The sequence below is a fragment of the Vibrio nereis NBRC 15637 genome (assembly GCF_001591105.1).
Classification (GTDB): domain Bacteria; phylum Pseudomonadota; class Gammaproteobacteria; order Enterobacterales; family Vibrionaceae; genus Vibrio; species Vibrio nereis.
The window spans coordinates 61,962-76,398 of record NZ_BCUD01000009.1; the positions used below are offsets into that span (position 1 = coordinate 61,962).

General features: G+C 46.1%; 14 protein-coding genes. 10 read left to right on the forward strand and 4 right to left on the reverse strand.

Features of this window, described 5'->3' with window-relative positions; all coding sequences use genetic code 11:
- Positions 1 to 30 precede the first annotated feature (30 nt).
- Positions 31 to 1,359 (reverse strand): anaerobic C4-dicarboxylate transporter, encoded by a 1,329-nt coding sequence (locus VNE01S_RS11420; protein WP_053394440.1) that lies wholly within the window; start codon positions 1,357 to 1,359, stop codon positions 31 to 33.
- A gap of 371 nt (positions 1,360 to 1,730) precedes the next feature.
- Between VNE01S_RS11420 and VNE01S_RS11425 the strand changes: the two genes are divergently transcribed.
- A complete protein-coding gene (locus VNE01S_RS11425; protein ID WP_053394441.1) occupies positions 1,731 to 2,903 on the forward strand; it encodes an MBL fold metallo-hydrolase in 1,173 nt (390 codons plus the stop codon).
- A gap of 63 nt (positions 2,904 to 2,966) precedes the next feature.
- Here VNE01S_RS11425 and VNE01S_RS11430 read toward each other — a convergent pair whose 3' ends face one another.
- On the reverse strand, positions 2,967 to 4,094 hold the full coding sequence (locus VNE01S_RS11430) for a mechanosensitive ion channel family protein (RefSeq protein WP_053394442.1): 1,128 nt from the start codon (positions 4,092 to 4,094) through the stop codon (positions 2,967 to 2,969).
- A 138-nt stretch (positions 4,095 to 4,232) separates the two neighbouring features.
- Positions 4,233 to 4,664 carry a DUF2850 domain-containing protein gene (locus tag VNE01S_RS11435; protein ID WP_053394443.1) on the reverse strand — a complete coding sequence of 144 codons (432 nt, stop codon included), beginning with the start codon at positions 4,662 to 4,664 and terminating at the stop codon, positions 4,233 to 4,235.
- Between the two features lie 303 nt (positions 4,665 to 4,967).
- Between VNE01S_RS11435 and ppnP the strand changes: the two genes are divergently transcribed.
- Positions 4,968 to 5,249, forward strand: a complete 282-nt coding sequence (gene ppnP / locus VNE01S_RS11440; RefSeq protein ID WP_053394516.1) for a pyrimidine/purine nucleoside phosphorylase — start codon at positions 4,968 to 4,970, stop codon at positions 5,247 to 5,249.
- Between the two features lie 208 nt (positions 5,250 to 5,457).
- Positions 5,458 to 5,736 (forward strand): hypothetical protein, encoded by a 279-nt coding sequence (locus VNE01S_RS11445; RefSeq protein WP_053394444.1) that lies wholly within the window; start codon positions 5,458 to 5,460, stop codon positions 5,734 to 5,736.
- 74 nt (positions 5,737 to 5,810) lie between these two features.
- Here VNE01S_RS11445 and VNE01S_RS11450 read toward each other — a convergent pair whose 3' ends face one another.
- Entirely contained in the window at positions 5,811 to 6,872 is a 1,062-nt protein-coding gene (locus tag VNE01S_RS11450) for a DUF3541 domain-containing protein (RefSeq protein ID WP_053394445.1), read from the reverse strand.
- A 396-nt stretch (positions 6,873 to 7,268) separates the two neighbouring features.
- Between VNE01S_RS11450 and VNE01S_RS11455 the strand changes: the two genes are divergently transcribed.
- The 7 genes from VNE01S_RS11455 to gnd all read left to right on the forward strand — a co-directional run bounded on the left by VNE01S_RS11455 (position 7,269) and on the right by gnd (position 14,427).
- Positions 7,269 to 8,639 carry a diguanylate cyclase gene (locus tag VNE01S_RS11455; RefSeq protein WP_053394446.1) on the forward strand — a complete coding sequence of 457 codons (1,371 nt, stop codon included), beginning with the start codon at positions 7,269 to 7,271 and terminating at the stop codon, positions 8,637 to 8,639.
- Positions 8,640 to 8,714: 75 nt separating this feature from the next.
- On the forward strand, positions 8,715 to 9,149 hold the full coding sequence (locus VNE01S_RS11460) for an Mpo1 family 2-hydroxy fatty acid dioxygenase (protein WP_053394447.1): 435 nt from the start codon (positions 8,715 to 8,717) through the stop codon (positions 9,147 to 9,149).
- 250 nt (positions 9,150 to 9,399) lie between these two features.
- Positions 9,400 to 10,416, forward strand: a complete 1,017-nt coding sequence (locus VNE01S_RS11465) for a TRAP transporter substrate-binding protein (protein WP_053394448.1) — start codon at positions 9,400 to 9,402, stop codon at positions 10,414 to 10,416.
- A 68-nt stretch (positions 10,417 to 10,484) separates the two neighbouring features.
- Positions 10,485 to 11,042, forward strand: a complete 558-nt coding sequence (locus VNE01S_RS11470; protein WP_053394449.1) for a TRAP transporter small permease subunit — start codon at positions 10,485 to 10,487, stop codon at positions 11,040 to 11,042.
- Positions 11,035 to 12,351: a TRAP transporter large permease gene (locus VNE01S_RS11475; protein ID WP_053394450.1), complete on the forward strand. Its 1,317-nt coding sequence runs from the start codon at positions 11,035 to 11,037 to the stop codon at positions 12,349 to 12,351. The genes VNE01S_RS11470 and VNE01S_RS11475 overlap by 8 nt, the downstream gene beginning before the upstream one ends.
- Before the next feature lie 86 nt (positions 12,352 to 12,437).
- Positions 12,438 to 12,947, forward strand: coding sequence for a gluconokinase (locus tag VNE01S_RS11480; RefSeq protein WP_053394451.1), 510 nt, complete (start codon positions 12,438 to 12,440; stop codon positions 12,945 to 12,947).
- The gene (gene gnd, locus VNE01S_RS11485; protein WP_053394452.1) at positions 12,934 to 14,427 is read left to right on the forward strand and encodes an NADP-dependent phosphogluconate dehydrogenase; all 1,494 of its coding nucleotides are present in this window, start codon (positions 12,934 to 12,936) and stop codon (positions 14,425 to 14,427) included. The genes VNE01S_RS11480 and gnd overlap by 14 nt, the downstream gene beginning before the upstream one ends.
- Positions 14,428 to 14,437 lie beyond the last annotated feature (10 nt).

A 14,437-nucleotide genomic window follows, 5' to 3' on the forward strand; every position in this document is an offset into this window, starting at 1 on the left:
AAAGCCAACGTTGGGCGCTAAACAGAGCGGTTAGCCAATAATGATTTGGCCCAGCACATAGCCAAGGCAGCATGCACCAATAACACCAATAAGACCAACAGACATAAAGGAGTGGTTGAAATACCACTTACCGATTTTGGTGGTGCCTGATGTATCAAAGTTCACGGTGGCAATATCTGACGGGTAATTTGGAATAAAGAAGTAGCCGTATACCGCAGGCATAATACCAATCAACAATGCAGGATCTAATCCTAGCCCTAAGCCGACCGGAAGCATCATACGCGCAGTCGCAGCTTGAGAGTTCACCACCACAGAGACAATAAATAGTGCCAAGGCGAAGGTCCAAGGGTAGTTGGTTACCATCTCGACAATGCCTGTTTTAAATTGAGGCATCGCGTATTGGAAGTAGGTGTCTGACATCCAAGCAATACCAAAGATGGCAATGGCAGCGACCATACCTGACTTAAATACTACTCCATTAGGGACATCACGCGGGTCGGTTTTGGTGGCGAGCAAGATAATACCGCCAAAGCAAAGCATCATCATTTGGATGATGACAGACATCTTAATCGGTTTTTCGCCATCAACAATGGTGCGTATTTCAGGCACCATCGCGATGACAACGATCATAAGAATAGAAGCGATGAAAATCAGCACTGAGTTACGTGCAGAGGTGGGTAACACTTCATCCAGCGAGGTTGCAGTAGTACTTTCGATGCGTTTTTTCCATTCAGGATCTTTTAAGCGCGCTTGATACTCAGGATCGTCGTCCAGCTCTTTACCGCGTTTTAAACTGTAAAGTGACATCAATAGTGTGCCGAACAGCGTGGCAGGCACCGTGACCAAAAGAATGGACAGCAAAGTAATGTCGTGCTGAATATCCGCCAATTGCGCCAAGTAATAAACGACAGCGGCAGAGATTGGCGACGCGGTAATCGCTATCTGGGAAGCCACGGAAGAAGCGGCCATTGGTCTCTCTGGACGAATACCGTTTTTCAGTGCTACGTCACCGATGATCGGCATGATGGAGTAAACCGCGTGACCTGTACCTAAAAGGAACGTCATAGTGTAGGTGACAAAGGGAGCAATAAGCGTCACGCGTTTAGGGTTTCTGCGCAGCAGCCTTTCCGCGACTTGTAACATGTACTTTAGTCCGCCAGCAGCTTCAAGAATCGAGGCACAGGTAACGACGGCTAAAATAACCAGCATTACAGTAATGGGTGGAGAGGTTGGTGGCATCTTAAAAATGAATACCTCGATGACCAAACCAATCCCGGAGACAACCCCCAGGCCAATCCCGCCGTAACGTGATCCGATATAAAGCATGATCAGCAGGAATAGGAATTCAAAATACAGCATAGCAACAATCCCTTTTAAAATATGAAGATAGGATTATTGTCTTAGGTGCAGTTGGAAATTAATGATTGCTACTTCACACATACTCAATGATCAAAAATGGAAAGAAATTATTCTGCAGTAATTCACGAAAACAGCGCTGAAAGTTTCGAAAATGTAGTGGCACGCGATCTTTGAATGTAATCAAAACGTGACGTTTTTGGTGTGCTAGCGCGTGTTTTTTGGGGCATGGGTTGTTGTGGCTTTTAATCTTGAAAATTGACTGCCATATAAAGTTCAAGTTCTGAATTATTCAGGTCATTAAATCGACATATTTCGCTGTCTACAATCATCTCAAACAAGACTTATTTTTGAACGTCAGTTGAGATGTGATAATGAGTAATGCAATAAAAACATCCGTTACCTCCGCGTTGGACTCCATCGGTTTTAGCTCACCTACCAACAGCAGTGCTGAAACACTGAACAGTGAACGGCGCAGGTTAGAAAAAATTGCCGTCTCATCGCAATTCAAAAATGGCAAAGCGATTGCCCGCATGCCCAAGGTGCAAAGCCCAGAAAGCATGTTATCTGTGATGTGGAAGCTGGTATGCGGCCGCAACCGTTTAAAGCCTCAAGTTGAACTTCCTTATCTATCGGTCGACACTTTGACATTGTCGGAACGAAGCCAAGAACCACGTGTAACTTGGCTAGGGCACTCGAGTTTGTTTATCGAGTTGGATAAAACGCGAATCCTTATCGACCCGGTGTTTGAACACGCATCACCATGGATAGCTAAACCTTGGTTTGACCGCAACGTCAGTACGCCAATCAGTCGAGAAAAGTTACCAATGCCCGATGTGATTGTGATTTCCCATGACCATTATGATCACCTTGAAGAGTCGACTGTTAGGTTTTATGCCGAAAAGGGACTGCAGTTTTTTGTTCCTCTAGCGGTCGGGCGCCATTTGGAAAGGTGGGGAGTGGATCCGGATAACATCCTTGAGTTTGACTGGTGGGACGAAGTGACATTTCATGGGGTAAGGTTTGTTGCCACACCCGCTAACCATAACTCTGGCCGCACGGGTTTTGATTCCAACTCAACCCTTTGGTGTTCGTGGGCGTTGAAGAGTCGAAGTGGCTCGCTGTTTTACAGTGGTGACACGGCTTACGATAGCCATTTTAAACAGATAGCCGACAGGCTTGGTCCGTTTGATATGGCTTTTGTTGAGGTGGCCGCCAACGTAAAAAATGGTACTGGTTTTCCAGTTGAAAACTGGGGGCACATGCAGGCAAAGCATACTATTCGTGCATTTCAAGATCTGAATGCAAGGCAGCTTTGCCCGATTCATTGGTCAACTTACGAGTTGTTTTCACATCAATGGGATGCGCCGATGAACGACTTGATTGAAGACGCAGCGGAAAGCAAAGTCGAGTTAGTGACGCCGATGGTAGGCCAAACCATAAAAGTGCATGGCAAGAATATGACGTATCGTTGGTGGGAAGAGGTTGCATCAGAGTCGGCAACTCAAAGCCAACCCGTACTGAGTTCCGTTGCCGTTTCGGACTAGCAAGTCAGACACCAATCTGAATAAGCTGGGAAACATCGACTTATTCAGATTGGTTATCCACGATTAATATTCGTTAGAAACCTGCTGGTGTAGGACGTTAGGTGCCTGAGTTAACGCGCTTTCAACTGGTAATGAGTCAACTTTAATCGTCTGAGTAGGGAAGGCGATTTGAGCGTCATGTTCTTTAATGATTTGCATGATTTGAAGTAGCACATCTTGCTTCACTTTGTGGAAGCGAATCCAATTGACTGTCTTAGTGAAGGTGTAGACCATCAAGTCTAACGATGACGGGCCAAAGCCATTGAAGTTCACGATAAGAGTCTGGTTGGCGTCGATATCTGGGTGTTGCTCTAGCATCGATTTTATTTCACTCACGATGGTGGCCACCTTGGCGCCATCATCGTAACGAATACCAATATTTTCATAAATGCGGCGGTTGAGCATCCGAGATGGGTTTTCCACCACGATATTGCTGAAGATGGAGTTCGGGACATAAAGCGGACGCTTATCAAATGTACGGATGATCGTCATTCGCCAGCCAATACGCTCTACAGTGCCTTCTATCTGGCGATCAGGCGATCGTACCCAGTCACCGACTTTGAATGGGCGGTCAAAATAGATCATCATGCCGCCGAAAAAATTAGACAGTAAATCTTTGGCGGCGAAACCGACAATCAAGCCACCCACACCACCGAAGGTTAGCAGCCCAGATAAGCGCAGCCCAAATGCTTGCATGACCGTCAGTGTGCCAATCACGATAAAGAATAACCGCGCGACTTTAGCAACCGCTTGAATGGTGGTGTCATCGCGGTTCTTTTGCGTTAGCGCGTACTCTTCAATATTGGTGATTAAGCGCATCGTGGCCCAAATGAAAATACCAATCACCAATAACAATTTGAGTGTACTTAACCAGTCGAGTTTAGAGCTAAAGTGATCCTCTAACACAAATCCCAGAGAGACCGTTGCAGGCCAACACCAGATAAAGGTACTGATTGGCGTCTTGATAGCTGCTAAGACCATGTCATCCCAGTGGAAACGCGTCTTCACCACTAAGATCTCTAGTCGGCTGTAGATGAGTCGCCAAGCTAGCCAAGCCAAAAAGCTGGCAATGGTGATAAGTAGAACGTTTGAGTCCCACTTTTCCAGCATAGTTAGAACAGATTCAGGCAAAAAAGAGAGTAACTGATTCATAGTGCTCATCGTGACTTTTGAAATATGAAACCAGTATATACATGGTGCTATCAAGTTTCAGTAGGTGTGGGTGTCTTAGGTCTGAATTTAAGGTAATGGATGAGAAAAGAGTGCGAGCCAGAAAGGAGAGGAAGGGGCTTATTTGCTGCTAAAGTGCTCACTTAATGCAGCACGGCGGTTTTTGGCTCCGCCGTCTTTGACTGAATCTTCGTAGCCCTCTTTTACAAATCGTTGCCTTGGGCTATTGGGTTCCATTCTTTTGAGTTGGGGGGAGTCGAAGGTGCCCGTGATCTGGTAAACCGATGTTCCTTCCCCGGTAGTAACGTACACGTTTTTACCGTCAAACTCGAAATGAGTGGCGATAAGGCGCTCGTTACGCAGGACTCCACTCTCACCCAGTTCCAGTATTTCCGTATTGTACGGTGGAGTACCAATTTCAACCCAGCGACCATAGACGTGTTTGGGGTTGATGTAATCTTGATAACTGAAATAGAGCAGAGAAGAAAAACCGATGGTTAAGGAAATAAAGAGCGTAGTTAACAATAACTTCACGACTTTTGCTTTATCCATGACGACATATTAGACCCGAAAATGAGTACACGTGATGACACACTGTTAGCTAAATGAATAAATTAAGCTTGTAAGAGATTGAGTGGTAACGCAATTAATCATAGGTAGAAGTTTGACCCTTAGTCCAAACTTTCACCCGTATATTCTCACCTTGTCGTACAAAGGCATAACGCGATGCCATGACCAGCAAGCCAGTTTTTTAAGCAAGTTATTGATAACGCTATTGCTCAGTAAAACGAAATACTATAAAAAGTTAGGTCATAATTGGACGTTACCCGAAGGTGGGTACTCATGGAGGAAGTAATGATTAAGGTAAACAGCTATTTTGAAGACAGTGTTAAGTCACTTGGATTTGCGCAAGGTGAAGAGCAATCGAGTGTGGGTGTCATGACAGCAGGTGAGTACACATTCGGCACGGCCGCCCCAGAACGCATGACGGTGGTAAAAGGTGAAATGATCGTGAAGCTTGCGGGTGAAAACGACTGGGTGACTTACCAAGCGGGCGAGTCTTTTAATGTAGAAGGCGACTCTTCTTTTGAACTTCGTCTGCCTGTGACAACAGCTTATCTGTGTGAATATCTCTAAGATTTCATAGATTTTATGCAATGACGCTGCGTGTGAAAAACGCGGCGTTTTTTTTATTTTATCTTCTGAAAACCTGTCGCTGACTTCTTCTTTTCCTTTTGTGCTTTATTCGGAAATGCCGAATGTTAATCCAGTAATTATCAGCTTTATCAACATAACTGTCGGCTATACTTAGATTATCCAGGGAAGCGGATGTAAGGAGATAGCTATGGCAGTGGTCCCCAAACACTCAGATCGTCACACAGGTTATGATCCTAGACAGGACATGACACCTGAGCAGCTTCATCGGTTCGGTAAAGTCGCGCGCAAAGCACAAAAGCGTCGGGATGAAGTGGCGGAAAAAGATTCTATTATCCGAGCAGCTAGGGAAGCCGCATTTAAACCCGTTCTCAGGGTCAAAAGAGAGAAACCTAATACAGTGCGTTACGCAATTTGGCTGGTTGTCGTGATGGTGTTGTCATTATGGCTCATGTACATGGCTGGTTAGATATGGCCAGCCTTGATTCATTGGCAAGGATTGCTTATGAAAAAATCGCCTCTCAAGTGAGAGGCGATTTTGCTTTATTTGGCCACTAATCCGTAAGGCACCCGAGAGAAAATGTGTGGCTGTTCTGTGACAGTTGGGGCTTGGTTTACGCTCTGCCAGTCGAGCAACATAACCGCGAGTACATTGCGATGTTCACCATGGGACAAGTCAAAGTTGCCACTGACAGAAGGAATCATCCCTTTTTCTTTATCGATGGCTTGTTGAATAAATTGGCGTGTTTTTTCAACCACCGGATCATTTTCCAGTCCCGCTAGTAAAAAGCTAATGCCAACTTCGGCAATGATGTCTTCTTTGGCTCTAAGTAAAATGGTATCAATATTGTTGCGGAAATAATCGTAAATCCACTGATACTGCTTTTCGCTGACACGACGCTGGTAATACCCCGAATCGGCAAAAATAATATGAGTTAAACCGTAGAGTTTATTGCCATACTGTTGGTCAGAAAGCGTTTTATCCATCTTGTCCGGATACGTAGCTTGGAATGCCTGAATAAATGGTTCAACCACATCTTGCTCACCAAGCTGGCGCAGCCAGAATACTTGATTGGCCAGTTGAGCCGCCCAGGCTTTTATCATTTCATGGTTGGTGGCGTATTTTTTAAAATCGTAGCGGCGAATGACTTTGCGCAGCTTTTCATCTTCTTTGTGTTTTAGGCCGTATTCATTGGCTCTCGCCATTGAGCCCAGTAGGTCGACGCCAAGGTATAAATACTCTGGCATTTGCTTGGTAATGGCATAACGTCTTTTACTTCGTTCTCCAGTTTCACCGATGTAACCCGCGACTCTTTTTTCTGAATGAAGCGCAATCTGTTTCGGCATGTGTACCTCAGCGGCAAAGTGATTCAGTCGACTCGCGACTCTCGCCATGTCACTCCAAATAGCGGCTTTGTACTTATCATCTAACGTTTGCCTGTACATGCGCAGCCCATAGTGCCCCTCTTTAAAGGCGGACAGTGTATAGAGTTGGGGCTCGTAGGTTTGTTTAATGGTATTTGCGGATTCTTGATAGTTGCTGGTGGCCCAAGCAAAGGGGATAAGCAGTAATCCGAGGATGAAGGCGAGTATTCTTTGGCGCATAATATTTTCCATAACAATCAAGCGAGTTGGAGATTCTTTCTCATAAAGACTCTTTGGGCTCGCCAGTCTCTTTAGATTAGCAAACCGTGAGACTAAGCGAGTAGCGATTCGTTGCAACATAGCAAGTATTTCTTCTAGTGATGTAAACGCGCTGTCAGATAGACGCAAATATTATTGTATGCCATATGAAGGGCGAGGTATCCCGCAGGGCGTGAAGAGGTTAAAGTTTCTAAAGCGTTACGGTCGGGTTTTGTTAATTAATAGTGAAATGGTGAGTGAATTCATGTATTTTCCCAGTGTTGAGCATGGCTATTATCAATCAAATTAACATGTGACAATGGTATTTTTTAAGCTTGTATATTGGACAGATGCGGCGCGGAGTCGTCTGGGGTAGGGATGGGTTATCGTTTAGGTAAACACTGGCGTGTTTTAACCTTTTTCGTTTTACTGACTTGTATTTCGATTGTTTTGGTTGAGTACCTAGAAAGAGGGCAAAAGTCGTTTTTGCGCGACAGCTTACGCGTGCGTGCAAAAGAAGAACTGTCTACCATCCGCTCTCAATTAGAATCCACGGTTGTTTCAGATATCTACGTGGCAAACGCCTTAACAACGTTAATTGCGGTCAACCCTGATGTGGATTTATCCGGTTGGGATTTGATTGCCGCGAACATCATGCGCAAAAGTAACAATATCCGGCTCATCGGTTTAGCGCCTGACAACGTGATTAGCCATGTCTACCCAATGGAAGGGAATGAAAGTGCAGTAGGGCTAGACTATAGAACGGTGCCCGATCAGTGGCGAACGATAGAAAAAGCTACAGATCTACAAGAGATCTATATTGCTGGCCCTGTGGATTTGGTTCAAGGTGGTCGTGCGCTGATTGCGCGTGTGCCTATTTATTTAGACCCGCCCTATAACACCCGTTATTGGGGCGTATGTAGCAGCATCATTGATCTAGATTCTCTTCTTAAAGACGCCGGCGTAGCGGATTTTGAGAGTCGTTACAACTTTGCTATTCGAGGCTTAGATAGTGAAAGTTGGGAAGGTGATTTGTTTTATGGTGCACAGTCAACGTTTGACCAAGCCTTTGGTATTGAATACGTTAATTTCCCCCATGGTGGCTGGGTACTCGCGGTCTCTGAAAAAGATGATCTTCTGCAACACAGTACATGGTATCGAGTCCATACTGCGCGTTTGATCGGCTATCCGATTTTGTTTATTTTGCTGTTCTCTTTTGGCCAAATATATCGTTTGTATACCGTGGCTAACCGCCGTTCCTTGCAAGATGAACTGACCAGAATGCCTAATCGACGTTACTTTATGTATACGATCGAGTCTTATTTCGAATCTGCGAAAAAAGGCCAAAATGACAAAGCAAATTTTGCGTTGCTCAATATTGACCTCGATAAGTTTAAGCAAATTAATGATACCTATGGCCACGCGGCTGGCGACGAGGTACTTAAAGCGACTGCTGAGCGAGCTAAAAGCGTATTGCGTACGTCTGACGTAGTGGCGCGCATTGGTGGTGATGAGTTTTTAATCCTGCTGCCTCGCCCTGGTGACAAATCAGCGGTAGAAGAGATTGCGAAAAAGCTGGAAAAAGCAATCAGTCAGTCCCCCATCTTTTATGAGAGTAACCTCATCAATATTCACGCCAGTGTTGGTTATGTGTTGTATCAATCGCAATTCGACAGTGTCGAAGATATGCTGCACGCGGCGGATATAAAAATGTACGAGATCAAGCATTGTAAGCCTCTGACTGCTTAGCTGAGAGGCTAATTACTGCGCATAAGTTGTCAAAGCATGCTATAGAAAAAGAGAGAGATCTGTTTTGAGGTAGCTATGCGTAATTTAACACAATGGCTCTCAGATTATGGGGAAAGCCACAAACATCCGGTTAACAAGAAAATCCACACCGTTGCTGTGCCTGGTATTTATTTGTCAGTGGTTGGTTTGATTTGGTCAATTCCGTCCGTTTCGGTCTATGGTACTTCGATAAACTGGATTTGGGTCGCCATGATCCCTCTGATGGTGTTCTACTTTAAGCTGTCATTAAGCGTGTTTATGATGATGCTTGGTTTCACCCTAGCTTGTGTGTCACTGATTTGGTCACTGGAGCAACTTCAGTTATCGGTTTTTATGGTGTCGCTTTTTCTGTTTGCCATCTTCTGGTTGTTGCAATTCATCGGACACAAAGTTGAAGGAAACCACCCCTCATTTTTTGATGATTTTACCTATTTGTTGATTGGGCCCATTTGGGTGTTCCGAAAACAGTAGAGTAAGAACCTACCATCTAGAATCAGACACACTTTCACAATAGTGTGCGCGTTGTCACAACCTTTACTCTGTTATAAAACCAATTATTAACAAAATTAAAACTTGTGATGAGTGTCATGGAAAACGTTTTCTTGTTACCGGTAACATATAACTCAACGTTACCGGTAACATATAACAATTAACCGGATCACCAATCAGCTGGTATAAGCTAGATTGAAGACATGAAACAAAAACAAGGACACCCCCTACTATGAAAGCGATGACCAAAACCTTGCTTGCTGCCTCTATCACCGGACTGTTTTCTGTCTCTGCACTTGCGGCTGACTTTAAACTTAAAATTCAGTCTTCCGATCCATCAGGCGACTTGAACTTCCAGGTTCAACAAAACTGGGTAGATCGTGTTGAAAAAATGTCTAACGGCCGAATCGATATTGACTTATTGCCAGTCGGTGCGGTGGTTAAGCACACTGAAACGTTAGGCGCGATCAAGATGGGTATTCTTGATGGTCAAGTCACCGCGACGGGTTACTTCTCAGGTAAAGATCCTGCGTTTGGCTTGATTGGTAACATGGTGGGTGCGTGGTCTGACACAACGCAACTACTGCAATACATGAACTACGGCGGTGGTAACGAGCTGATGACTGAGCTTTACGCGCCTTACGGTGTAAAGTTCGTTGGTGCTTCTACAACAGGCGTAGAATCGTTCATCTCTAAAAAGCCAATCAATGGCGTATCTGACCTTAAAGGCCTAAAATTGCGCGCACCAGAAGGTCTGGTTCAACAAGTGTTTGCGGCAGCTGGCGCAACCCCAGTTAACCTACCTGGTTCTGAAGTATTTACTGGGTTGAGCAAAGGCGTTATCGACGCAGCAGACTACACGGTATTTTCGACCAACCAAAAAGCAGGCATGAACGACATCGCAACGCACCCAGTTCAGCCAGGCTTCCACTCGCTACCGCTTATCGATATCTCTATATCTCAGAAGAAATGGGACAAGATGCCAGAAGACCTGCAGACCATTCTGCAAACGTCAGTACGTGACTTCTCTTACGATATGACCACTCAGCTAAAAATGGCTGACCAAGCAGCGGTAAAAGAAGCGCAGGCTAACCCAGAAATCACTATTCATAACTGGTCTGACGAAGAGCGTAAGAAGTTCCGTGAGATTGCAAAATCACAATGGAAAGAGTTCTCTGAGCGTTCACCAAATGCTAAGAAAGTGTATGACTCAGTAACCACATTCCTAGAAACAAACGGTCTTCTGTAAGCCAACAAGTTCTGTTGAGCTTCTCTTAGGAGGGCGGTGGCCCTCCTTGTTTTTTGGGAAATGATGTAATGACTGATAAAACCCCACACGCTCCTCATGAGCAAGAAGAGCAGCCAAGAAATTTTCTTGATAAAGCGATTATTAAAATCAGTAACGTACTGAGCTGGTTCTTCATTTTTACGGTACTGATTTCTTTTTACGAAGTACTGATGCGATATGTGTTTGATGCACCGACAACATGGGTGCATGAGACGGCTTCCTTTATTGGTGGTGCTCTATTTATTGTTGGCGGTATTTACGCTTTTGCGGCGAACAAACACGTGCGAGTGGTATTGATCTACGACTCGGTTTCCAATCAAACGCGCAAGTACCTTAATCTGGTGCATCACATCGTTGGCTTAGCATTTGCGGGGATGCTAGCGTACGCCTCTTACTCTATGGCGATGGAAGCATGGTTTACTCCTTGGGGCGAATTGCGCCTCGAAACCTCAGGTTCAGTGCTGAATGCGCCTTATCCTGCGCTGCTTAAAGGTCTGATTTTTGTCGTCCTTTGTATTCTTGTTGTTCAGTACGTATTGCACCTAATCCAAGAGATTATGGGTCTAAGGAAGAAAGACGATGTTTGATTTATCTTCTATTGGCATCGCATGGGGTAGTTTACTCATGCTGGTCATGATGATCGGCCTATTACTTACCGGTATGCAGCTGGCATTCGTGACGGGTTTTGTTGCGATTTTCTTCACCCTTTGCTGGTTTGGGCCAGACGCATTACCGCTTATTGCAAGCCGTACCTACAGCTTTGCTTCGGGCTACGTATTCTTAGCCGTACCTATGTTCGTGTTGATGGCGGCGCTTCTAGACCGCTCGGGTATTGCAAAAGACCTGTTTGACGCAATGAAGTCGGTCGGGCGAAAAGTGCGCGGTGGCGTTGCAGTGCAAACTCTATTGGTTGCGGTACTGTTGGCATCAATGTCGGGTGTAATCGGCGGTGAAACAGTGCTACTTGGCATTCTGGCACTGCCACAAATGCTGCGTTTAGGCTACGACCGCAAACTGGCGATCGGTACTACCTGTGCGGGTGGTGCATTGGGTACTATGCTACCGCCAAGTATCGTTCTTATCATCTACGGCATGACGGCGAGCGTGTCTATCGGTGACCTGTTTAAAGCGTCATTTTTGCCGGCGTTTATTCTGGCGGGTTGTTACATCGGTTACGTACTGATTCGTTGTAAGTTGAATCCTGCTCTTGCGCCAATCCCAAGTGACTCTGGCGAAGACGAAGAGCCTCAGGTGAGCTACTTTAAAGCGCTGTTCTTCCCGCTGCTTTCTGTCGCTGTAGTACTTGGCAGTATCTACACGGGTGTGGCGTCAGTGACCGAAGCATCGGCGTTAGGTGTAGTCGGCATCATGATCTCTGCTGTCATTCGTGGCGAGATGAATTTCAAAATGCTCAAAGAGAGTGCCATCGCAACTATGCGTACCTGCGGCATGATCATGTGGATTGGTATCGGTGCGAGTGCGCTGGTGGGGATCTACAACCTAATGGGCGGTATCGATTTTGTTGAAGAGGTCATTCTTGGCCTAAGTGGCGGAAGCGCATTGCTGACTCTACTGATCATGATGGCGATTCTGTTGGTACTGGGTATGTTCCTTGACTGGGTAGGCGTTGCGCTACTGACGATGCCAATCTTTGTACCAATCGTGATTAGCTTGGGCTACGACCCAGTCTGGTTTGGCGTTGTGTTCTGTCTCAACATGCAGGTGTCTTTCTTGTCGCCACCGTTTGGTCCGGCTGCATTCTACCTGAAATCTGTTGCGCCGAAAGACATCAGCCTTGGCGAGATCTTCCAGTCGCTGCTGCCATTTATCGGCCTACAAATCTTTGTGTTAAGCCTAGTGATCATGTTCCCTGAACTGGCCATGTGGTGGAAATAACCACAACCGAATTTTGAATTAGCAACACACCCATTTGGGTCACACAGCCTTCAGTGACAGCTGAAGGCTAAGGATAGTATTGTCCAATGAAAGCGAAAAAAATCTTAGTTATGGGCGTATCAGGCTGCGGTAAAAGCCTGATTGGCAGCGAGATTGCCAAGGCGCTGGGCTTACCTTTTCATGATGGTGATGATTACCATCCTAAAGCGAACGTGGAAAAGATGGCGCAAGGCATTCCGCTCAATGATGATGACCGCATTGGCTGGTTGGAAACGCTCAACCGCATTTATGTGGAGAACGACGCAGCGGTGATCGCGTGTTCGGCACTTAAGCCTGCATACCGCGATATTTTACGACGTGATAATGACGAGTTAGTGATCGTCTATCTGCAAGGTGATTTCGAGACGATTTGGTCGCGACATCAGCAGCGCGCTAACCATTACTTCAACGGTGAGGTAATGCTTAAAAGCCAGTTTGAAGCGCTGATCGAACCAGAGCAAGACGAAGCACTGTTTATTGATATTTCGGCTGATGTACCACAAGTGCTTGCTGCCGCATTAAAAGCGATAGAGGAGTTAGACAATGGCGCAATCTAACATCGCGATGATTGGCTTAGGCGTGATGGGTAAAAGCCTCGCGCTAAACCTGGTTGATCACGGCTTTGATGTGACTGGGTTTGATATTAGCGACAAGCATAGGCAAGCCGCACTTGCTGATGCCAAGGAGCTGATGCAGCAAAGCGAGAAAGGGCAGTTAATCACCGTTGACAGCTTGGTAGAGCTTCTTGGTTCGCTGAGTAAGCCACGAGTGATTGCACTGTCTGTTCCGGCGGGCGAGATTGTCGATAATGTCGTGCAAGACTTACTTAACGCAGGCTTAAGCAGCAAAGATATTGTTATCGATACTGGCAATAGCCTATGGACTGACACCGAGGCTCGTGAGCAACGTTACCAAGGTCAACTGCGCTTTTTTAGTACCGCAGTCTCAGGCGGGGAAGTGGGAGCGCGATTTGGTCCAGCCTTGATGGCAAGCGGAAACCGAGAGGCATGGAACTACATTGAACCGATGTGGCATGCAATCGCAGCGAAAGTGGACACGCAAGGTTTACCAGTCGGTCCGTTTGACCAAGGCGAGCCTTGTGCCGCGTATTTGGGCCCTGCGGGGGCGGGCCATTACGTGAAGATGGTGCACAATGGAATCGAATACGCAGACATGCAATTGATCTGCGAAGCGTATCATTTTATGTCCGACGTATTGGGCATGAGCTCTCATGAAGTCGGTGACACTTTTGCCGAGTGGAATCAAGGCGTACTCAACAGCTATTTGATGGAAATCAGTGCGGATATTTTGCAAACGCCAGATCCAGTGACAGGCAAGCCTTTTGTCGAGGTTGTCTTGGATAAAGCGGGTCAAAAAGGCACTGGTCTTTGGACGGCGGTGAACAGTTTGCAAGAAGGCGCGCCAGCTCCGACTATTGCTCAAGCGGTGTTTGCGCGTGCGCAAAGTGGACAAAAAGCCGTGCGCGTAAAAGCGAGCGCTGTGTTGAAGACTCAATTGGTAAAAGACCACAATCTAGATAAACAGCAAACTCTGGATGATCTGCGAGACGCACTTTATTGCGCCAAGCTCGCGGTATACGCACAAGGGTTTGACTTGATGAAGAGCACTTCTGAAAAAGAAGCGTGGCAGTTAGATTTTGCGCAGATCGCCAAGATCTGGCGTGCAGGCTGCATTATCCGCGCGGCATTTTTGCAAGAAATCACCAGCGCGTATCAAGCGCAGGGTGAATTGGACAATCTGCTGTTTTCGAGCCATTTTGTGCAAGAGGTTGAAAAGCGCTCATTAGGCTGGCGTAAAACGGTCGCGAATTCTGCACTGAGTGGTGTGCCTATGCCGGGTATCAGTTCTGCACTGGGTTACTTCGATGGACTAAGATGCGAGGTGCTGCCAGCGAATCTGTTGCAAGCACAGCGGGATTTCTTTGGCTCCCACACTTATTCAAGAGTGGATGAAGCCGAAGAGCGTAAATTCCATATCACCTGGAGTGAGGAAAAAAGAGCTCAAATTAGCCTATAAATACAAGCGT